We start from the raw sequence: 18,990 nt of genomic DNA on the forward strand, positions 1-18,990 counted from the left end.
CGCAAGCCCCGCCCCCGGGCGCCCCGGCCCCGACATCACACCGGCCACGGCGGGCTCCACCCGCTGACGGCCCGTCCACCCCCGCCGACGGGCCCGGACCGAGGAGGAACCGCCGTGCCCACCCGACGCACCGTCCTGTTCGACCTCTACGGCGTCCTCGCCCCGCACCAGCGCCCCGGAGCCGTCCAGCGGATGGCCGACCGGTGCGGCGCCCCCGTGGGCGCCTTCACCGAGGCCTACTGGTCCGCCCGCCGGCCCTACGGCTCCGGCCGGTACGGCGCCACCGACTACTGGACCAACGTCCTGCGGCAGCTCTCCCGACCCGCCGACGCCCGCACGGTCGAGGAGCTCCGCCGCGCCGACACCGACAGCTGGTCGCGCATCGACGACCGCACGGCCGCGTACGCCCGCTCCCTGCACGCCCGCGCCGAGGTCGCCGTCCTCTCCAACATCCCCGCCGACCACGCGGACGCCCTCCTCGCCGCCCAGCCCTGGCTGCACACCCTCGACCACCTCGCGCTCTCCGGGAGGATCCACGCCGCCGAACCCGACCCCGCCGCCTTCCGCCACTGCGCCGTCGCCCTGCGCGCCGCACCCGCCGACTTCCTCTTCGTCGACGACCGCGAAGAGAACGTCAGCGCCGCCGAGGCCCTGGGCATGAACGGGCACCACTTCACCCGCCCCGACACCCTGGAGGCCGCGATCGACGCCTGGCTGCCGGCGCACGCGGCATGACCGGTGTCGGGGATCGAGAGGGCGGCGGTCGGCGGCCGGGCCGTCCGGACAGCGGTCGGTGCAGCCCGTGACAGTGGGTCGTGCGCAGGGACGGCCGTGGGCCCGAGTCCCGGGGGCCGGCTCAGGCGGCGGTGAACGGCGGCTGCGCCGGGGCGGGGCCGAGGGTGGTCGTGCCGGGGGCCGCGGCGTGGCCGAGGCCCGTCCGGTAGGTGTCCAGGGCGGCCTCGGTGCGGCCCAGCCGGCGCTGCAGGTCGCCGAGCAGCCGGCACAGGTCGGCCAGGTCGCCGGCCGCGCCGGTGGGCTCCAGCAGGGCGAGGGCGTGACCGTAGTGCTCCTCGGCGGCCGCGGTGTCCTCCGCGTCCTCCGCCAGCAGGCCCAGCAGCCGGTGGGCGGCGGCGCGGTGCACCGGACCGCGGCCGGGCTGCAGCCGGTCGAGGAGCCGCAGCAGCAGCTGCCCGGCCTCCTCGCGGCGGCCCAGCCGACGCAGCACGTCCGCGAGTTCGACCTCGACCTGGGCGGTGTACAGCTCGGCCCGTCCGGCCGCCAGCATGTCCCGGGCGGTGGTGAGTTCGCGAGCGGCGGCGTCGAGCGCGCCGTCCTGGGCGTGCACGTAGCCGCGCATCCAGTGGCAGTGCGCTAGCTCGGTGCGGATCTGCAGCTGCTCGTACAGCGCCGCGGCCCTGGCCAGTGAGGCGTCGGCCTCGGCGGTGCGGCCCTCGGTGAGCAGGGTGCGGGCGACGGTGCGGTGCATGCCCGCGACCAGCGCCGGATCGGTCACCTGCGGGGCCAGGCCGAGCGCGATCTCGGCGGCCTGCGCGGCCCGGGCGTGCGCGCCCATGTCCAGGTAGGGGGCGATGGCGGCGGTGTAGAGCAGCACCAGGGCGTCCGGGTCCTGCAGTCCGGCGGCGTTGAGCGCGTCGATCGCGGTCTCCAGCAGGTAGCAGGAGTAGCGCAGTTCGCCCGCGAGGAGGTGCGCGACGGCGCGGCCGCGGACGGCCCGGGCGCGCTGCACCGGTGGTGCCCCGGCCAGCAGCGGCTCCGCGGCCTCGAAGTGCTCGCGGGCGGCGGCCAGGTCGCCCGCGTACAGGGCGCACTGGCCGAGGCCGAGCAGGGCGGTGGCCCGTTCGTCCGCGAGGCCGTGCCGCTCCGCCTCGGCGAGCAGCCGCCGGTACGCGGTGGCCGCCGGCTCGCCCTCGCCGAGCGCCAGCAGCCGCTGGGCGTCGACCAGTTCGGCCCGCAGGCCGGTCGCGATGTGCGGCGGCCGCCCGGTGGCGAGCTCCTCGTACGTCACGCCGAGCCGTTCGGCGAGGTGCCGCAGGGCGGCCTCCGAGGGCCGTACCCGGTCCGACTCCAGTATCGAGACGTAGGCGGCGGTGTAGGCGGGCTCGGCGAGTTGGCGCTGGGTGAGGCCGCGCTCGACCCGCAGCCGGTGCACCCGCCGGCCGACGGTGCCGGAGGCGCCCGGGTCCGCCGGGGTCGTCGTGTCCGCCACTGCTGTCCCACCTGTCCGCTCGGGCCCCACGTGCGAGGGCCACCCTATGCGCTGCCCGGCCCGCCCGGCGCGGATGCGGCACCGGCTTCCGTCCCCGGACGGGTGCCGCCGCGGCCGCACGTCCGACGGGCCGTCGGACATCGGCACGAAATGCCCCCGTCCGCGCGGGAATCGGTGCGCCGCCCCTTGCCGGTCCGCTTCGGCGGGCCTATGTTCAGCGGCGAGTTAAACACACTTAACTCACCTCTTAACAAGCCCCTCGACCGAGAGGAGGGCATGTGCGCACCCGCATGCCCCGCTACACCGCGCTCGCCGCCGGCCTCACCCTGGCCGCCGCGCTGACCGCCCCCGCCGCGGCCGCCCCCGCCGCGGCCGCCCCCACCCCGTCCGCGGACCCGGCCGCCGCGGCTGCCGCACCGGACGGACGGACGGTCACGGCCGAGGCGTTCACCGGCCCGGACGCGGAGGGCCGCAGAGTGCGCGTCCCGGTCGCGGCACCGGGACACCGCAAGGGCGTCTCGGGGCGCACCGCACCCGGCGACGTCACGGGGGACGGCGCCGTCGGCCGGCTCGCGGTCACCGGCCCGACCGCCGACCGCCTGGACGTGGTGATCGTCGGGGACGGCTACACCGCCGACCAGCAGGACGCCTTCCACGCGGCCGCCGCCGCCAAGTGGGCCGCCATCAGCGCGATCGAGCCGTACCGCAGCTACCGCGGGCTGTTCAACGTCTGGACGGTCGACGCCGTCTCGCACGACTCCGGCATCAGCGGCGACCCGGACACCGGCACCGTGCGGGACACCGCCCTCGGCAGCTACTTCTGGTGCGCCGACACCGAGCGGCTGGTCTGCACCGACCTCGACAAGGTCGCCGGCTACGCGGCGAAGGCGCCGGCCGCCGACCTGGTCGTGGTGGTCGCCAACTCGCCGAAGTACGGCGGCGCCGGCTACTACGGGCTGGAGGCCGAGGGCTACCCGTTCGACGGAGTGTCCACGCTCTCCTCCGACAACGCCGCCTCCAGCCTGATCGCCGCCCACGAGATAGGCCACTCCGTCGGGCAGCTGCACGACGAGTACACCTACGACTCCTACGGCACCTGGACGGGCGGCGAGACGGACGGCCCCAACTCCACCGTGCGCACCGCCGACCAGCTGCTCGCCGACCGCGCCAAGTGGTACCGCTGGCTCGGCGCCGAGGACCCCGCCGGCGGCACGGTCGGCACCTACGAGGGCAGCGACTACTACCCGCACGGCCTGTACCGGCCGACCACGACCTCGATCATGCGTGCGCTCTCCAGCACCGAGTTCAACCTGCCCGGCCGGGAGGCGATGATCGCCGGCTTCTACCGCAAGGCCAACGGGCTGAGCAGCGACCTGCCCACCGGCAGCACCGTGCGCCGGAGCACCCGGATCACCGTCACCCCGGCCGCGCTGACCGGCCTCGCCGCACCCGAGCTGCGCTGGTACCTCGACGGCGCCGAGGTCCCCGCCGTCCGCGGCCGCACCTCGGTCGTCCCCGCAGCCCTCGGCGTCCGCCCGGACGGCCGGACGCACCGGCTCACCGCGGTCTCGGTGGACCGCACCGCCGCCGTCCGCGACCCGCAGGTCCGCGACCTCGCCACCGACACCCTCGCCTGGCGGGTGACCGGCACCCCCTGACACCCGGCACTCCCCGACCCGCGGCGCGCGGCTTCAACGGGGCGGAGCCCCGGCGTCCCCCGCCGTCGTCCGTACCCCTGCGGCGACAGGCCCCTGGCCGGATCCCCGTCGGCCCCTCGGCGGCGGGATCCGGCCGACCTCGGCCGACATGCGTGGCGGATCCGCCCCGGGGGCGCCCGGCGGCCGTACACTCCCCGCGACGCCGCCGCGCGCCCCGTCCATGCCCGGCGCCGTCCCGCACTGCCGTACCGCAACCCGCCGCCAACGACCGCCGCCGAGGGAGCCGCGATGCGCGTCGCACTCTTCGCCACCTGCGTCAACGACGCCGTGCGCCCGCGCACCGCCCGGGCCGTGGTGGAGCTGCTGGAGCGCCTGGGGGTGACGGTGGACTTCCCTGCGGCTCAGACCTGTTGCGGGCAGCCGCAGTACAACACCGGCTACCGGCGCGAGGCCGAGCCGCTGGTGCGCCGCACCGCCGCCGCATTCGCCGGCTACGACCACGTGGTGACCCCGTCCGGCTCCTGCGCGGCGATGGTCCGCGACGCCTACCCGCGGATCGGCGCCCGGGCCCAGGCCGAGGGCCGCGGCACCGAACTCGCCGACGCGGCGGCCTCCCTGGCACCCCGCATGCTCGAACTCACCGAATTCCTGGTGGACGTGCTCGGCGTGGTCGACGTGGGCGCGTACTTCCCGCACACCGTCACCTACCACCCGTCCTGCCACGGGCTGCGGATGCTCGGCCTCGGCGACCGGCCCCGCCGACTGCTCGCGGCCGTGAAGGGACTGGAACTGCGCGAACTGCCCGGCGCCGAGGAGTGCTGCGGCTTCGGCGGCACCTTCGCGGTGAAGAACCCGGACGTCTCCGCCGCGATGGCCGCCGACAAGGTCCGCAACGCCCTCGGCACCGGTGCGGAGGTGCTGTGCGGCGCCGAAAACTCCTGCCTGCTGCACCTCGACGGCACCCTGCGCCGCCGCGGCGAACCGGTCCAGGCCGTGCACATCGCCGAGATCCTCGCCGCCACCGAAGCCACCCCGTACCGCCCGCCCGCACCCCGCCGGGCCGGCACCGCCCCCACCGCAGTCACCGCCCCCATCGCAGCGGGAGGGCACGCCGGATGAGCGCCGCCTACCTGGGCATGCCCGCCTTTCCCGAGGCAGCCAAGGACTCGACCAAGGACGCCACCCTGCGGGCCAACCTCGGCCACGCCACCCGCACCATCCGCGAGAAACGCGCCCGGGCGGTCGCCGAACTCGACGACTGGGCCGAACTCCGCGCCGCCGGCAAGGAGATCAAGGACCGTACGCTGCGCCGCCTCGACCACTACCTGCTGCAGGCGGAGGAGGCCGTCACCGCCGCCGGGGGAGTGGTGCACTGGGCCGCCGACGCGGCCGAGGCGAACCGGATCGTCGCCGACCTCGCCAGGGCCACCGGCGAGAGCGAGGTCGTCAAGGTCAAGTCCATGGCCACCCAGGAGATCGGCCTCAACGAGGCGCTGGCCGCCGAGGGCATCACCGCCTACGAGACCGACCTCGCCGAACTCATCGTGCAGCTCGGCGACGACCTGCCCTCGCACATCCTCGTCCCCGCCATCCACCGCAACCGCGCCGAGATCCGCGACATCTTCCGCGAGGCGATGGGCCGTTGGGGACGCCCCGCACCCGAGGGACTCACCGACTCCCCGGCCGAACTCGCCGAGGCCGCACGGCTGCACCTGCGGGAGAAGTTCCTGCGCGCCAAGGTCGGCGTCTCGGGCGCCAACTTCCTGGTCGCCGAGACCGGCACCCTGGTCGTCGTCGAGTCCGAGGGCAACGGCCGGATGTGCCTGACCCTGCCCGAGACGCTGATCTCCGTCGTCGGCATCGAGAAGGTGATCCCCACCTGGCAGGACCTGGAGGTCTTCCTCCAACTGCTGCCGCGCTCCTCCACCGCCGAGCGGATGAACCCCTACACCTCCACCTGGACCGGCACCACCGCCGGCGACGGCCCCACGGCCTTCCACCTCGTCCTGCTCGACAACGGCCGCACCGCCACCCTTGCCGACCGGGTCGGCCGCCAGGCCCTGCGCTGCATCCGCTGCTCCGCCTGCCTCAACGTCTGCCCGGTGTACGAGCGGGTCGGCGGCCACGCCTACGGCTCCCCGTACCCCGGCCCGATCGGCGCCATCCTCACCCCGCAACTGCGCGGCCTCGGAACCGAGTTGGACGCCTCGCTGCCCTTCGCCTCCACCCTCTGCGGGGCCTGCTACGAGGTCTGCCCGGTCGCCATCGACATCCCCGAGGTCCTCGTCCACCTGCGCGAACAGGCCGTCGAACAGGGCCCCGGCCACCGCGTCGAAAAGGCCGTGATGAAGGCCGCGACCTGGCTGCTCGACCACCCGGCCGCGCTGGCCGCCGCCGAACGCGCAGCCTCCGCCACCCGCGCCCTGCACCCCCGCAAGCTCCCGCTGCCCGGCCCCGCCAAGGCCTGGACCGACACCCGCGACCTCCCCGACCTGCCCGCCGAATCCTTCCGCGCCTGGTGGGCCGAGCACCGCGACCGCAAGGACGGCACCCCATGAGTACCTCCCGCGACACCGTCCTCGCCCGCATCCGCAGCGCCCTCACCGACGTCCCCGCCGGTGATGAGGAGGCCGGGCGCCCGCCCGTCCGCCGCGACTACCGCTTCGCGCACGTCCTCGACGACCCCGAGGCCGTGCTCGACCTGCTCGCCGAGAACCTGGCCGACTACCGCGCCCGGGTGCACCGCTGCACCAAGGAGGCGCTGCCGGACCTGATCGCCCGGCTGCTCGCCGACCACGGATCCCGGTCCGTCGCCGTCCCCGCGGGCCTGCCCGCAGACTGGCTCGCCGCGGCCGGGGCCGAGCGGCGCCCCGACGACGGCACCCTGACGGCGCACCGGCTCGACACCACCGACAGCGTCGTCACCGGCTGCGCCCTCGCCGTCGCCGAGACCGGCACGATCGTCCTCGACGGCGGCCCCGGCCAGGGCCGTCGGGTGCTCACCCTCGTCCCCGACCACCACGTCTGCGTGGTCCGCGCCGACCAGGTGGTCGCCTCCGTCCCGCAGGCCCTGCCGCGGCTCGACCCGGCCCGTCCGCAGACCTGGATCTCCGGCCCGTCCGCCACCAGCGACATCGAACTGACCCGGGTCGAGGGCGTGCACGGCCCCCGCACCCTGGACGTCGTCCTGCTCGAAGGCCGTGGCCCCCGGGGCTGACCCACGGCCCCGCCGCGCCGCCGACGCGCTCAGCCGCGGGCCCGAAGGTACGCCTCCAGCGCGGCCGCGCCGGTCAGCATGGCCCGTCCGCGGGAGGTAAGCCGGCCGTGCCAGCCCTCCAGCGTGGCCTCCAGCGGCTCCAGCCCACCGGCCGCCCGAACCTGGGCGATCAGCGGGGCGATCTGCTCCAGCAGGTGACCGCCGCGCCGGAGCTGGTGGACGAGCCGCACGTCCCGCACGTCCGCCTCGTCGTAGACGCGGTACCCGGTGAGCGGGTCGCGCCGCGGACGCACCAGCCCGGCACGCTCCCAGGCGCGCAGCGTCGCCGGCCGGAGACCGAGCTCCTCCGCGAGCGGTCCGACGAAGGTGCCACCGCGCCGGCCGCCGGTCCCGCCCGCACCACCGGTCCCGCCCGCACCGCCGGGCACGTCGGCCGCCGCCGGTGCCAGGTCGCGCAGCGCGTCCTCGACCGCGCGGAGGGTCCGCCGGTCACCGAGGAGCTGGGCGTGGCTCTCGTCGATCAGCCGGAAGGCCTCCGCGTCCTCGCCCGCGTTCACCGCCCGCATGACGGCCGTGGCCGTCCGGTGGCCGTGCCCGGGCAGCAGGGCGAGGAAGGCGTGCAGCGCCGCCGCGTGCAGCGGGGTGTAACTGCGGTAGCCGTGCTCGCTGCGGTCGGCGGCCGGCAGGATCCCCGCCTCCTCGTAGTTCCGCACGGCCTGCGTGGACAGCCCGTGAGCGCGGGCCAGATCGACCGGCCGGAGCCGATCACCGCTTTGAAGGTTCTGCGCCATGGTTTGTTTACTGTCCTGGTGACATCGGGGGAAAGTCTCAACCGTGACTTCAACGATACCGTTGAAGGCATGGCGACTGACACCGAAGAAACCGTCCACCCCGTCGACGCTGCCGCCCTGCTGGCACTGCTGCCCGGCCGGCCGCGGGTGCTCGCGCTCGGCGAGCCGACGCACGGCGAGGACGACCTGCTCGACCTGCGCAACCGGCTCTTCCGGCAGCTCGTCGAGGAGGAGGGCTACCGCACGGTCGCGATCGAGAGCGACTGCCTGGCCGGCCTGCTCGTCGACGCGTACGTCACCACCGGCACCGGCACCCTCGACGAGTGCATGGTGCAGGGCTTCAGCCACGGCTTCGGCGCCTCCGCGGCCAACCGCGAACTCGTCCGCTGGATGCGCGCCCACAACGACGGCCGGCCCGCCGCCGAGCAGGTGCGCTTCGCCGGCATCGACGGCCCGCTGGAGATCACCGGCGCCGAGAGCCCCCGCCGGGCCCTCACCGCCCTCCACCGGTACCTCGCGGAGCAGGTGGACGCGGACCTCCTCCCGTGCACCGCGGACACCCTCGACCGCCTGTGCGGCGCCGACGACCGCTGGACGGAACCCGCCGCGATGACGGACCCGAGCCGCTCAACGGGCCGGTCGGCCGAGGCGGTGCAGCTGCGGCTGATCGCCGACGACCTGGTGGCCCTGCTCGACACGCTCACCCCGCCGCCGACCGCCGCGGACCCGCACGAGGAGTGGGACCGCGCCCGCCTGTACGGCCGCACCGCCGTCGGCCTGCTGCGCTACCACCACTGGACGGCCGACACCTCGCCCGGCCGGATGACCCGGCTGATCGGCCTGCGCGGCGCGATGATGGCCGAGAACCTCCTCGCCCTCGCCGAACGCGGTCCCGTCCTCGTCTTCGCCCACAACAGCCACCTGCAGCGGGAGAAGAGCAGCATGCGGATGGGCGGCCTGCGGCTGGAGTGGTGGAGCGCCGGTGCGCTGGTCGCCGCCCGACCCGGCGCCGACTACGCCTTCGTGCACACCGCCCTCGGCACGATCCGGCACCGCGGCGTGGACACCCCGCCGCCGGACACCGTCGAAGGCCTCCTGCACGCGCTCCCCGGGGAACACCTCCTCGTCGACTCCCACCGGCTGGCCGCCGCCCTCACCGGGACGCCCCCCGTACCGCGGGAGTCCCCCTGGTTCGGCTACGCCCCGCTCGACCCGGCCCACCTGCCGGCCACCGACGCCCTGCTGTACGTCAAGGACGTGGGCCCGCAGGGCTGAGACCGCCGGACCGGACGGTGGCGCGGCGGACCCGGTGCCAGACTGGTGGGGGCGGGGGGCTGCCCGACACGGGAGTGGCCATGGACACGGTGACCGGCACCGGCAGGACCGACCGCGCGGCGCCGCCGCCCGACCTGGAGACCGACGGCCTCGCCGCCGCCCTCCGCGGCGACCTGGTGACGCCGGCGGATCCCGGCTACGACCTGGCCCGGCAGATCTGGAACGGCTCCGTCGACCGCAGACCCGCGGCGATCGCCTACTGCGCCGGAGTCGCCGACGTCACCGCCGCCGTCCGCTTCGCCGCCGACACCGGCGTGCCGTTCGCCGTCCGCAGCGGCGGCCACAGCTTCCCCGGGCAGTCGCTCTGCGACGGCGGCCTGGTCGCCGACCTCTCCCGGCTCAAGGGGATCCGGGTCGACCCGGACGCCCGCACCGTCCGCGTCCAGGCCGGCGTGCTCCTCGGCGAACTCGACCACGAGACCCAGCGGTTCGGCCAGGCCGTGCCCTCCGGGATCGTCACCCACACCGGCGTCGCCGGCCTCACCCTCGGCGGCGGCATCGGCTGGCTGATGCGCCGCCACGGCCTGACCGTCGACCAACTGCTCTCGGTCGGCCTGGTCACCGCCGAGGGCGGCCTCGTCCGGGCCGGCGAGACCGAGAACCCCGACCTGTTCTGGGGCGTCCGCGGCGGCGGCGGGAACTTCGGCATCGTCACCGAGTTCGAGTTCCGCCTCAACCCGGTCGGCCCGGCCGTGATCGCCGGCCCGATCATCTGGGACGCCGCCGACTCCGCCCGCCTGCTGCGCTTCTACCGCGAGTGGATCGCCGACGTGCCCGACGGGCTCACCACCGCCGTCGTGCACCGCAGGGCCCTGCCGCTGCCCGAGATCCCCACCGAGTGGCACGGCCGGCCGATCGCCGTCGTCATCTGCTGCTGGACGGGCGACCTCGACGAGGGCGAGCGGGTGCTCCGCCCGCTGCGCCGCTTCGGCCCGCCGGTCGCCGACCTGTGCCGGGCGAAGCCCTTCACCGAGCACCAGGCGATGCTCGACCCGTCCTACCCGCGGCGCCGCTGGTACTACTTCAAGTCCTTCGACACCGCCGAACTCACCGACGAGATCATCGAGATCACCGCCGACCGGGTCCGCGGGATCCGCTCGCCGCTGACCAGCTTCCCGATCTTCCACCTCGGCGGTGCGATCTCCCGCACCGGCGAGGACGACACCGCCTTCAGCGGCCGCTCGGCCGGCCACACCTTCAACATCAACGGCAGCTGCGCCGGCCCCGAGGGCTTCGAGGAGGAGCAGGAGTGGGTCCGCGGCTTCTGGTCGGCACTCACCCGCCACCACAGCGGCGTGTACGTCAACTTCCTGATGGACGAGGGCGACGCACGCATTGAGCAGGCCTACGGCGCGGCCAAGTACCGGCGGCTGCGCGCGCTCAAGCGGCAGTGGGACCCGGGGAACCTGTTCCGCCTGAACCAGAACATCCCGCCTGCGGACCACTGAGGCCCCGCGGCCGGGCGAGCCGCCCCGCCGCGCCGCCGCCGCCATCGGAGGCGGCGGCGCGGCGGGTGGTGGGTTCAGCGCAGTGCCGGTGCGTGCACCGGTTCCACCCCGAACTCGTTGTGCCGGCCCGCCCAGTCCTGCAGCGCCGTGCGGCAGGCGTGGTCGAGGTGGCGCAGCGCGCTCAGGTCGAGCTCGATCGCGCGGTCCCGCGGCAGCGCCTCCAGGGTGTCCAGGATGCGCGGCAGCCGCAGGAAGGTCGCGTTGCCGAGGATCGCGACCCGGATCGGCCCGTCGGCGTCGTCCGACACCTCCAGGTGCACCGAGGAGGTCTCCCACGCCGTCTTCAGCACCGCGAGGACGAGCCCGAGCAGCACCCCCTCGAACATGTTGGTGGCGACGATCGCCACCGCCGTGGCGACCAGCACCACGGCCTCGCCGCGGTGCTGGCGCCACAGCGGCCGGATCGCCGAGACGGGCAGCAGCTTGCACCCGGCGTGCACCAGCACACCGGCCAGGGCCGCGAGCGGGATCACCCCGAGCGCGGCCGGCAGCAGCGCGGCGAACAGCAGCAGCCAGACGCCGTGCATCACCCGGGAGGCCTTCGTCCGGGCGCCGGCCTGGACGTTGGCGGCGCTGCGGACGATGACGGCCGTCATCGGCAGCGCGCCGAGCAGGCCGCACAGGGTGTTGCCGGCGCCCTGGGCGATCAGCTCCTTGTCGTAGTCGGTGCGCGGGCCGTCGTGCAGCCGGTCGACCGCGGCGGCGCTGAACAGGCTCTCCGCCGAGGCGATCAGGGTGAACGCCAGGACGGTGGCGATCGCCCCGACGTCGGCGAGCACCGCGAGGCCGGAGGCGGACGGCGCCTCGATCACCCCGAGCAGGCCCTTCACCTCCACCTTGGCCACCGGCAGGCCGAGCACCGCGACGACCGCGGTGGCCAGGCCGACCGCGGCGAGCTGCGCCGGCAGCGCCTGTGCCCGGGCGGGCAGCTTCTTCCACAGCACCAGCACCGCCACGGTGCCGGCGCCGACGGCGAGCGAGGCGAGGCCGGTGGAGGAGCGGGCGGTGTCGGCGACCAGGCCGGGCAGCCCGGCGATGTTCGCCGGGCCGCTGCCGCGGGCCTTGGCGCCGGCCAGCGCGTAGAGCTGTCCGGCGATCAGCACCAGGCCGATGCCGGCCAGCATGCCGTGCACCACGGACACCGAGATGGCCCGGAACAGCCGGCCCAGTCTCAGCACGCCCATGAGCAGCTGCAGCAGGCCGGCGGCGAGCACGATGACGCCGAGGGCGGTCAGGCCGAACTCGGCGACGGCCTCGTAGACCAGCACGGTCAGGCCGGCGGCCGGCCCGGACACCTGGAGGCTGCTGCCCGGCAGCAGACCGGTCAGCAGGCCGCCGACGATGCCGGTGACCAGGCCGAGTTCGGCGGGCACGCCGGAGGCGACGGCGACGCCGACGCAGAGCGGCAGGGCGACGAGGAAGACGACGAGGGAGGCGGCGAAGTCCGCCCGGAGGGCGGGCGGGTCGAATGCGGTTGTACGCAACATGAGGTCCTCTGTGGGTCGGTCGTGGAACGGCCGGCTCAAGGGCCGCTCAGAGCGGGAGGAAGGCGTCGGCGTCCGGCCGGTGGGCCAGGACGAGGCCGGTGTGCACCTCGTAGAACCAGGCGTGCAGCCGCAGTTCACGGGCGGCCGTGCGCCGGGCGACGCCCGGGTAGGCGCGCAGCCGGTCGAGCTGCGCGAGGACGTGCCGCTGCACCGGGCCGGCCACCGTGGGGTCGAAGACCTCGGTGGGCCCGGCGAGGGCGGTGCGGTCGGTCGTCGCCAGCCAGCCGCGGACGGCCGGCACGGCGCTGAGGTCGTCGCCGCGGACGACCGCGCCGACCGCGCCGCAGTGCGAGTGGCCGCAGACCACGACGTCGCGGACGGCCAGCACCTCCACGGCGTACTCGACGGTCGCGGCCTCCCCGGACGGGTGGTCGGTGCGGTACGGCGGGACGATGTTGCCCGCCGTGCGGAGCTCGAACAGGTCGCCGGGGTCCGCGCCGGTGATCAGCGAGGGGACGACCCGTGAGTCGGAGCAGGTGATGAACAGGGCCTGCGGGGACTGGCCGGCCGCCAGGCCGAGGAACTGTCGGCCGTCCTGGGCGGCACGGTCGCGGAACGAACGGGCACGGTCGATCAAGGGGTCCATCGGGGCACACCTCCATGGCCCCGGCGCGCGGTCGCGCGGGGCTGCTGTGCGGACGAGGTCTCCACGCCGCGACGGCGACGGTCGCCGTGGGCGTGCTGCGGCCCGGCCGGACGCGGATCGGCGAGGATCAGCGCGGTACGGCCGCGGGCCGGGCGGCGGGACCCGAAGGACGGGCCCCGGGCCCGCTCAGCAGCGGAAGACCTGGTACACGGAGGCGGTGGCTCCACCGGTGGGTCTGGAGGGGTAGGGGAGGGGAGCGCCGGGCGCCCTCGGGCGGGCGTCGTGGGCGGCAGCCGCGGTGGCCGCCGCCGTCTGGCCGACCGGCCGAAGGGCGGCGCCGCCGCCCGGGGCGGGCCGTCCGACGGCGTGCGGGCCGTGCCGCAGCGGCACGCCCGCGGGCAGCTCCTTCTCCGTCTCCTTGTGCTCGGCGACGTTGGCGGAGGCGGCGACGGGGACGGTCTGGCGGGGCTTGAGCGTGCCGGCGGCACCCCCGCCCAGCAGCAGGGCGAGGCCGAGCAGGGCCGCCAGCAGGCCCGTGATCGTGCTGCGCGTGCGCACCTCTGCTCCCCCTCCCGTCGCCGTTCACCTGGACATGTTCACGGTGATAAACGCATCTGATGACGGATCAGTTTCCTGGAGATGTGGAGATCGTGACAGGAAGGCGGCCGGTATCGGTACGTGCCCGAGCGGTCCGCCCGTGAGCCACGGTGACGGAGAGTGAGGGGGAGCAGGAAGGGCGCACGGGGGTGACGTCACTCGTGCGTGTGATCGTCCGGCGAATCCCCGTCCGCCGGGGCAGAGCCGTCCCGCCCCCCGGCCACCCCGTCCCCAAGCCCTAGTCGTTTGCCCGGGTCCAGAACTGGCGGGGCGCGAATCCCTCGCGCCGCAGCCAGTGCTCGGTGTAGACGATCCGGTCGGCCTCGATCACCACGATCGGCCCGGTCGGCGGCTCGTCGAGGGAGCGGGAGCGCTCGACGTGGTCGGACTGCCAGCGGAAGGCCGGCCAGTAGCGGTCGAAGCCGGGATCGCCCTCGGACAGCACCCGGGCCCGGCCGAAGAGCTGTGCGCCCCGGCTGCTGGCCTGGCCGACCAGCGGGGCGAAGACCCCCACCGACACCCGGGGGTCCGCGGCCAGGTTCCTCATCTTCGGCGAACCGGCGGCCGTGGAGAACATCACCGCGAAGTCGAGGTGGAAGTACCGCACCGGCGTCGCGAGCGGCCCGTCCGGCCCCGCCGTCGCGAGCACGCACATGTTCTGCGAGGACAGCAGGTTGAGTATGCGTTCCTCCAGCCGCTCGCGATCGAGCCGCTGCTTCGGTGCCGGGCCGGCCAGCCAGGGATTGGTCACAGTCATGATCAAGTCTCGCACGGCCCGGCTCCCCGTCCTACCGGGCCCGGACGGCGACGGCCACCGGAAGCGTCGTCAGGACGGCTGCCGCGCAGGCCCGGTGCTCAGCTCCAAGGCGGCCGGCCGGTGCCCTCGGCCCACAGGGCGAGTGCGCGCCGGTCGACCATGCGGATGCCGACCTGGGCGCAGAACGCCGCCGCGGGCTTGGTGAAGGTGCTGGTCGTCACCACGGCGGCCACGTCGCAGCGGTGGACGTCGCGGTAGGTGCCGTTGACCTTCTGCACGTCCTGGGAGCCCACGAACGTCCGGGGCCCGTACCGCTTGGCCTGGATCAGGATCCGCTGCCCGCCCGGTGTGGTCGCCAGGACGTCCGCGGCCAGGTCGCCGGCCCCGCCGACCACCGTCACCCCGGTGCAGCCGTCCCGCCGGCACAGGTCCGCGAGCGCCTGCTCGAACCCCTTCGGACTCATCCCGAGGAACGCGCCGATGTGCCGCAACTGCGCCGTGCGGGCCTCGAACGCGCGGCGGTCGGCGGCGGCCCGGCGGCGCAGGACGACCACGGCCGTGGCCAGGCCGACGGCCAGCAGGCCGAGCACCAGGAACAGGTGGTGGGCCAGCCAGGTCACGAAGGCGGCCACCAGTGCGAGTGCGGCCAGCGCGCTGCCGAAGAGCACCACGGCGTTGTCGCGGGCCTGCCGGACCCGGCGCGCGGCGCTCCGGCGTCGTCGTACCGGTCTGCGGGCCACGGCGTCCTCCCCCTCGGGCAATCTCGGACAACCTCGGGCAACGGCGTGCCCGTGATCGTAGGAGCGGCCGCCGGCGGGGCGCCGGGGAACGGGCGAACCCCGGCGCCGGGCGGCGCGAGTTGACCGGATCACGTTGGTCGGTGGCCGAACCACCTGCCCCGACCGGCCGGGTTTCCGGGTCTCCGCCCCCGCCGGCACGGGCTCTGGCATGCTCACCCGGAGTTGTCGGTGCACGACCAGGGGTGGGGCATGCAGTACAGCGTCAGCGCGAGCGTCTTCCTCGCGATCGTCATCCTCGTCCGGCTCCGCCGGCAGACGCAGGCCCGCTCGCGCGTCGACGAGACGGTCACCGTGCTCAGCGCGGCCACCCTGGGCATCCTGATCGCCGCCACCCCGCTCGGCCAGGCCGTCCTCCACCTCGTCGGCGCGGCCGCCGCCGCCGCCCACTGACGCCGCCCGCGCACCGCCGGCCGAGGCCGACGCGTCCGACCGGGTCGGTTGTCGAATGCGGGCCGGTGGCCGGGGTAGGTCTGAAGGCGTACGCGCAGCAGCCGGCGACGGAGGCGGCGCTCTCGCCCCGCCCCGCCGGTCCGGACGGCGGGCGGTGACCAGGAGGTGGAGACGATGGTGCACGCTCGTGCCGGTCAGCCCGCAGGTCCCGAGGACCTGGTGGACGTGGCCCGGCTGGTGACCGCGTACTGGACGCTGCACCCCGACCCGGCGCAGCCCGGCCAGCGGGTGGCGTTCGGCACCTCGGGGCACCGCGGCTCCTCGCTGGACACCGCGTTCAACGAGGACCACATCGCCGCGACCACCCAGGCGATCTGCGAGTACCGGGCGGCGCAGGGCACCACCGGCCCGCTGTTCCTCGGCATCGACACCCATGCGCTCTCCGAGCCGGCCCGGGCCACCGCCCTGGAGGTGCTCGCCGCGAACGGCGTCACCGTGCTGCTCGACAGCGAGGACGGCTACACCCCGACCCCGGCGGTCTCGCACGCGATCCTCGCCCACAACCGCAGCCGTCCGCAGCAGCTCGCCGACGGCATCGTGGTCACCCCGTCGCACAACCCGCCGCGCGACGGCGGCTTCAAGTACAACCCGCCGAACGGCGGCCCGGCCGGGTCCGCCGCCACCGGCTGGATCCAGGACCGGGCGAACGCCCTGATCGAGGCCGGCCTCGCGGGCGTGCACCGCATCCCGTACGCGCGGGCGCTGGCCGCCGACACCACCGGCCGCCACGACTACGTCGGCGCCTACACCGAGGACCTCCCGCAGGTGCTGGACCTGGACGCGGTGCGGGCCGCGGGCGTGCGGATCGGCGCCGACCCGCTCGGCGGCGCCTCGGTCGCCTACTGGGCCCGGATCGCCGAGACCCACCGCCTCGACCTCACCGTGGTCAACCCGCTCACCGACCCGACCTGGCGGTTCATGACCCTGGACTGGGACGGCAGGATCCGGATGGACTGCTCCTCGCCGTCCGCGATGGCCTCGCTGATCGGCCGCAAGGACGAGTACACCGTCGCCACCGGCAACGACGCGGACGCCGACCGGCACGGCATCGTCACCCCCGACGGCGGCCTGATGAACCCCAACCACTACCTCGCCGTCGCGATCGACTACCTCTACCGGCACCGCGGCGGCTGGGCGGAGACCGCGGCCGTCGGCAAGACCCTGGTGTCCTCCTCGATGATCGACCGGGTGGCCGCCGAGCTGAAGCGCGAGCTGGTCGAGGTGCCGGTCGGCTTCAAGTGGTTCGTCGACGGTCTGCTCGACGGCAGCGTCGCCTTCGGCGGCGAGGAGTCCGCCGGCGCGTCCTTCCTGCGCCGGGACGGCTCGGTCTGGACGACCGACAAGGACGGCATCCTGCTCGCCCTGCTCGCCTCCGAGATCACCGCCGTCACCGGCCGCAGCCCCTCCGAGCTGTACGGCGAGCTCACCGCCCGGTTCGGCGACCCCGCCTACGCCCGGGTCGACGCCCCCGCGACCCGCGAGCAGAAGGCCGTCCTGGCGAAGCTCTCACCCGCCCAGGTGCGCGCCGACCGGCTGGCCGGCGAACCGGTGACCGCGGTGCTGACCGAGGCGCCCGGCAACGGCGCGGCCATCGGCGGCCTCAAGGTCTGCACCGAGAACGCCTGGTTCGCGGCCCGCCCCTCCGGCACCGAGGACGTCTACAAGATCTACGCCGAGAGCTTCCACGGCCCCGAGCACCTCGCCCGGGTCCAGGACGAGGCCCGCGCCGTCGTCGCCGAGGCCCTCGGCGGAACCGACTGACGGGACGGACCGATCCCCGCACCGACGATCTAGGATCGGTCCATGTCGCTGCCGCACGCCATCCTCACCGCCCTGCTGGAGAAGCCGTCCTCGGGGCTGGAGTTGACGCGCCGCTTCGACAAGTCGATCCGCTACTTCTGGTCCGCCACGCACCAGCAGATCTACCGCGAGCTCGGGCGGCTGGAGAAGGACGGCCTGATCCGCGCCGTCCCCCAGCCGCCCAGCCGCGGCCAGCGCAAGGAGTACGAGGTGCTCCCCGAGGGCCGGGCCGCCCTCGCCGACTGGATCGGGCAGCCCCAGGACCCGCGGCCCAACCGCGACCCGCTGCTGCTGCGGCTGCGCGCCGCTGCCGCGGTCGGCACCGGCGCCTCCCTCAAGGACGAGCTGCGCCGCCACCTCGACCTGCACCACCAGCAGTTGGCCGAGTACCGGGAGATCGAGCAGCGGGACTTCCCGGCCGACCGCGCGGACGCCGAGAACCGCCTGCAGCACCTGGTGCTGCAGGCCGGGATCGGCCTGGAGACCCACTGGGTGGAGTGGCTGGAGGCCGCGCTCGCCGAGTTCGGGTGATCCGGCCGTCAGTGCCCGTGCTGCCGCCACTGGCGGAACCGCCACACCAGGCAGGACCCGATCGACACCCCGACCACCCCGGCGGCGACCGCCAGCCAGCGCTGGTTCGCGATGTGGGCACCGGTGAAGACCATGAGCACCGAGACGGCGAACGGCACCACCAGCACCGCGATCGTCCGCAGGGCGACCAGCATCGCGAGCGGCCGCACCCGCCCCCGGCCGCGGGTCTTGGTGGCCTCGTCCCGCTCGTCCTCGACCAGGCCGAACAGGATCGAGGCCCGGGTCGCCAGCCGCAGCGTCGCCGAGCGGTACGCCACGCCCAGCACCGGCACCCAGACGAACGGCAGCATCAGGCCGACGGCGACCAGCAGCGCCACCCCGGCCCAGCGCAGGTACCGCAGCCGCCCGGCCGCCGCGCTGCTGCCGCCCGGCGAGATCACCCCGAGCACGTACGCCATCCGTTCGACCACGCGCAGCCACTCGCGCAGCGACAGCTTCGGTGGGGGCTCGCCGTCCGCCGCGCCGTCGTCCGCCGCGCCGTCGTCCGCCGCGGCAGGGGCGGTCGTGGGCCCGGGCCGGTCCGCCGCTTCCGGCAGTGCGGCGATCGCCCGCCGGGCCTCCTCACGGGTGGGGTGGGCCCCCTGCAGCACCAGCATGTCGACGGCCCGCTCGGGATCGGTGGCCGACCGCCCGGACAGCTCGGCGAGCTCCAGCACCATCCGCCCCTGGGCGAGCAGCGCGGCGCAGAACATCACCGGGATCAGACCCATGAAGGGCCCGCCGACGAACGCGCCCTCGGCGATCGCGGTGTGCACGCCCCGCTCGACCACGGTGTCCTTGAGCCGCTCCGGCGGCACCTTCGCGCGCATCTTCGCCAGCCGCTCGACGGACTCCCGGCCGAGCCGCTCGACGCCGAACAGGGCGGCCCGCTCGGCCATGTGCGCGGGGTCGTGCCGGATCCGTCCGAGCAGGTCGATCGGCGGCCACGGGGCGTGGCCGCGCTCGGGCGCACGGGGCTCGGCACCACCCATCCGAGCTGCCTCCGTCCCGTGCCGCGGCGGGCCTGCCGATGCTCGTCCGACCGTTCCCGCCGCGCGCGACGCGAATCGTCCGACGAGCCCGGGGCCCTCGCCCCCAGTGTCGCCCGCCGCGGCCACGGAGGCTCGCCGTGCCCCGGAGCCGGGGC

18 protein-coding genes are annotated in these 18,990 nt (G+C 75.2%); 10 read left to right on the plus strand and 8 right to left on the minus strand.

Going from position 1 to position 18,990, the window contains the following annotated elements:
* Nucleotides 1-114 precede the first annotated feature (114 nt).
* Nucleotides 115-735: an HAD family hydrolase gene (locus IE98_RS0136125; RefSeq protein ID WP_030276188.1), complete on the plus strand. Its 621-nt coding sequence runs from the start codon at nucleotides 115-117 to the stop codon at nucleotides 733-735.
* A gap of 121 nt (nucleotides 736-856) precedes the next feature.
* On the opposite strand, the gene IE98_RS0136130 is transcribed toward IE98_RS0136125, so the two are convergent.
* Entirely contained in the window at nucleotides 857-2,227 is a 1,371-nt protein-coding gene (locus tag IE98_RS0136130; protein ID WP_052391442.1) for a helix-turn-helix domain-containing protein, read from the minus strand.
* Between the two features lie 278 nt (nucleotides 2,228-2,505).
* On the opposite strand from IE98_RS0136130, the gene IE98_RS0136135 reads away from it, so the two are divergent.
* The 4 genes from IE98_RS0136135 (at nucleotide 2,506) to IE98_RS0136150 (ending at nucleotide 7,102) form a co-directional block, all read left to right on the plus strand.
* Nucleotides 2,506-3,885 carry a M64 family metallopeptidase gene (locus tag IE98_RS0136135; protein WP_043175953.1) on the plus strand — a complete coding sequence of 460 codons (1,380 nt, stop codon included), beginning with the start codon at nucleotides 2,506-2,508 and terminating at the stop codon, nucleotides 3,883-3,885.
* A gap of 288 nt (nucleotides 3,886-4,173) precedes the next feature.
* Nucleotides 4,174-5,004: a (Fe-S)-binding protein gene (locus tag IE98_RS0136140; protein WP_078661581.1), complete on the plus strand. Its 831-nt coding sequence runs from the start codon at nucleotides 4,174-4,176 to the stop codon at nucleotides 5,002-5,004.
* Nucleotides 5,001-6,443 carry a lactate utilization protein B gene (locus IE98_RS0136145; protein ID WP_030276195.1) on the plus strand — a complete coding sequence of 481 codons (1,443 nt, stop codon included), beginning with the start codon at nucleotides 5,001-5,003 and terminating at the stop codon, nucleotides 6,441-6,443. The genes IE98_RS0136140 and IE98_RS0136145 overlap by 4 nt, the downstream gene beginning before the upstream one ends.
* Nucleotides 6,440-7,102 carry a LutC/YkgG family protein gene (locus IE98_RS0136150; RefSeq protein WP_030276197.1) on the plus strand — a complete coding sequence of 221 codons (663 nt, stop codon included), beginning with the start codon at nucleotides 6,440-6,442 and terminating at the stop codon, nucleotides 7,100-7,102. Before IE98_RS0136145 ends, IE98_RS0136150 begins: the two co-directional genes overlap by 4 nt.
* 29 nt (nucleotides 7,103-7,131) lie before the next feature.
* Here the strand turns inward: IE98_RS0136150 and IE98_RS0136155 are convergent, their stop codons facing one another.
* Nucleotides 7,132-7,893, minus strand: a complete 762-nt coding sequence (locus IE98_RS0136155) for a TioE family transcriptional regulator (RefSeq protein WP_030276198.1) — start codon at nucleotides 7,891-7,893, stop codon at nucleotides 7,132-7,134.
* Nucleotides 7,894-7,962: 69 nt separating this feature from the next.
* On the opposite strand from IE98_RS0136155, the gene IE98_RS0136160 reads away from it, so the two are divergent.
* Together IE98_RS0136160 and IE98_RS0136165 are read left to right on the plus strand one after the other, a co-directional pair.
* Nucleotides 7,963-9,168, plus strand: a complete 1,206-nt coding sequence (locus IE98_RS0136160; RefSeq protein ID WP_030276200.1) for an erythromycin esterase family protein — start codon at nucleotides 7,963-7,965, stop codon at nucleotides 9,166-9,168.
* A gap of 80 nt (nucleotides 9,169-9,248) precedes the next feature.
* Entirely contained in the window at nucleotides 9,249-10,676 is a 1,428-nt protein-coding gene (locus tag IE98_RS0136165) for an FAD-binding oxidoreductase (protein WP_078661582.1), read from the plus strand.
* Nucleotides 10,677-10,750: 74 nt separating this feature from the next.
* Here the strand turns inward: IE98_RS0136165 and IE98_RS0136170 are convergent, their stop codons facing one another.
* The 5 genes from IE98_RS0136170 to IE98_RS51420 form a co-directional block, all read right to left on the minus strand.
* Entirely contained in the window at nucleotides 10,751-12,223 is a 1,473-nt protein-coding gene (locus IE98_RS0136170; protein ID WP_030276203.1) for a SulP family inorganic anion transporter, read from the minus strand.
* A 46-nt stretch (nucleotides 12,224-12,269) separates the two neighbouring features.
* Nucleotides 12,270-12,869 (minus strand): carbonic anhydrase, encoded by a 600-nt coding sequence (locus IE98_RS0136175; RefSeq protein WP_030276205.1) that lies wholly within the window; start codon nucleotides 12,867-12,869, stop codon nucleotides 12,270-12,272.
* 186 nt (nucleotides 12,870-13,055) lie between these two features.
* Complete coding sequence (locus tag IE98_RS0136180; protein ID WP_030276207.1) at nucleotides 13,056-13,427, minus strand: hypothetical protein; 372 nt, start codon at nucleotides 13,425-13,427, stop codon at nucleotides 13,056-13,058.
* A 277-nt stretch (nucleotides 13,428-13,704) separates the two neighbouring features.
* Nucleotides 13,705-14,223, minus strand: coding sequence for a pyridoxamine 5'-phosphate oxidase family protein (locus tag IE98_RS0136185; RefSeq protein ID WP_030276209.1), 519 nt, complete (start codon nucleotides 14,221-14,223; stop codon nucleotides 13,705-13,707).
* Between the two features lie 98 nt (nucleotides 14,224-14,321).
* Nucleotides 14,322-14,963 (minus strand): restriction endonuclease, encoded by a 642-nt coding sequence (locus IE98_RS51420; protein WP_030276211.1) that lies wholly within the window; start codon nucleotides 14,961-14,963, stop codon nucleotides 14,322-14,324.
* A 249-nt stretch (nucleotides 14,964-15,212) separates the two neighbouring features.
* Here IE98_RS51420 and IE98_RS0136195 point away from each other — a divergent pair, with 249 nt between their 5' ends.
* The 3 genes from IE98_RS0136195 (at nucleotide 15,213) to IE98_RS0136205 (ending at nucleotide 17,804) form a co-directional block, all read left to right on the plus strand.
* Nucleotides 15,213-15,413, plus strand: coding sequence for a hypothetical protein (locus IE98_RS0136195; protein WP_043175956.1), 201 nt, complete (start codon nucleotides 15,213-15,215; stop codon nucleotides 15,411-15,413).
* 174 nt (nucleotides 15,414-15,587) lie between these two features.
* Complete coding sequence (gene pgm / locus IE98_RS0136200) at nucleotides 15,588-17,234, plus strand: phosphoglucomutase (alpha-D-glucose-1,6-bisphosphate-dependent) (RefSeq protein ID WP_030276216.1); 1,647 nt, start codon at nucleotides 15,588-15,590, stop codon at nucleotides 17,232-17,234.
* Nucleotides 17,235-17,276: 42 nt separating this feature from the next.
* Nucleotides 17,277-17,804, plus strand: a complete 528-nt coding sequence (locus IE98_RS0136205; RefSeq protein WP_030276217.1) for a PadR family transcriptional regulator — start codon at nucleotides 17,277-17,279, stop codon at nucleotides 17,802-17,804.
* 8 nt (nucleotides 17,805-17,812) lie between these two features.
* Here IE98_RS0136205 and IE98_RS45405 read toward each other — a convergent pair whose 3' ends face one another.
* The gene (locus tag IE98_RS45405) at nucleotides 17,813-18,835 is read right to left on the minus strand and encodes a hypothetical protein (protein WP_052391443.1); all 1,023 of its coding nucleotides are present in this window, start codon (nucleotides 18,833-18,835) and stop codon (nucleotides 17,813-17,815) included.
* Nucleotides 18,836-18,990: the final 155 nt, after the last annotated feature.

Origin of the sequence: Streptomyces sp. NRRL B-24484, assembly GCF_000717715.1 — a bacterium.
Taxonomy (GTDB): Bacteria; Actinomycetota; Actinomycetes; order Streptomycetales; family Streptomycetaceae; genus Kitasatospora.

Excerpts from the sequence above, each read along its gene's own strand:
- IE98_RS0136185 (WP_030276209.1), bottom strand. The coding sequence starts at position 14,223 with ATGACTGTGACCAATCCCTGGCTGGCCGGCCCGGCACCGAAGCAGCGG.
- IE98_RS0136150 (WP_030276197.1), top strand. The coding sequence starts at position 6,440 with ATGAGTACCTCCCGCGACACCGTCCTCGCCCGCATCCGCAGCGCCCTC.
- IE98_RS0136155 (WP_030276198.1), bottom strand. The coding sequence starts at position 7,893 with ATGGCGCAGAACCTTCAAAGCGGTGATCGGCTCCGGCCGGTCGATCTG.
- IE98_RS0136205 (WP_030276217.1), top strand. The coding sequence starts at position 17,277 with ATGTCGCTGCCGCACGCCATCCTCACCGCCCTGCTGGAGAAGCCGTCC.
- IE98_RS0136145 (WP_030276195.1), top strand. The coding sequence starts at position 5,001 with ATGAGCGCCGCCTACCTGGGCATGCCCGCCTTTCCCGAGGCAGCCAAG.
- pgm (WP_030276216.1), top strand. The coding sequence starts at position 15,588 with ATGGTGCACGCTCGTGCCGGTCAGCCCGCAGGTCCCGAGGACCTGGTG.
- IE98_RS0136195 (WP_043175956.1), top strand. The coding sequence starts at position 15,213 with ATGCAGTACAGCGTCAGCGCGAGCGTCTTCCTCGCGATCGTCATCCTC.
- IE98_RS45405 (WP_052391443.1), bottom strand. The coding sequence starts at position 18,835 with ATGGGTGGTGCCGAGCCCCGTGCGCCCGAGCGCGGCCACGCCCCGTGG.
- IE98_RS0136140 (WP_078661581.1), top strand. The coding sequence starts at position 4,174 with ATGCGCGTCGCACTCTTCGCCACCTGCGTCAACGACGCCGTGCGCCCG.
- IE98_RS0136175 (WP_030276205.1), bottom strand. The coding sequence starts at position 12,869 with ATGGACCCCTTGATCGACCGTGCCCGTTCGTTCCGCGACCGTGCCGCC.
- IE98_RS0136160 (WP_030276200.1), top strand. The coding sequence starts at position 7,963 with ATGGCGACTGACACCGAAGAAACCGTCCACCCCGTCGACGCTGCCGCC.
- IE98_RS0136165 (WP_078661582.1), top strand. The coding sequence starts at position 9,249 with ATGGACACGGTGACCGGCACCGGCAGGACCGACCGCGCGGCGCCGCCG.
- IE98_RS0136170 (WP_030276203.1), bottom strand. The coding sequence starts at position 12,223 with ATGTTGCGTACAACCGCATTCGACCCGCCCGCCCTCCGGGCGGACTTC.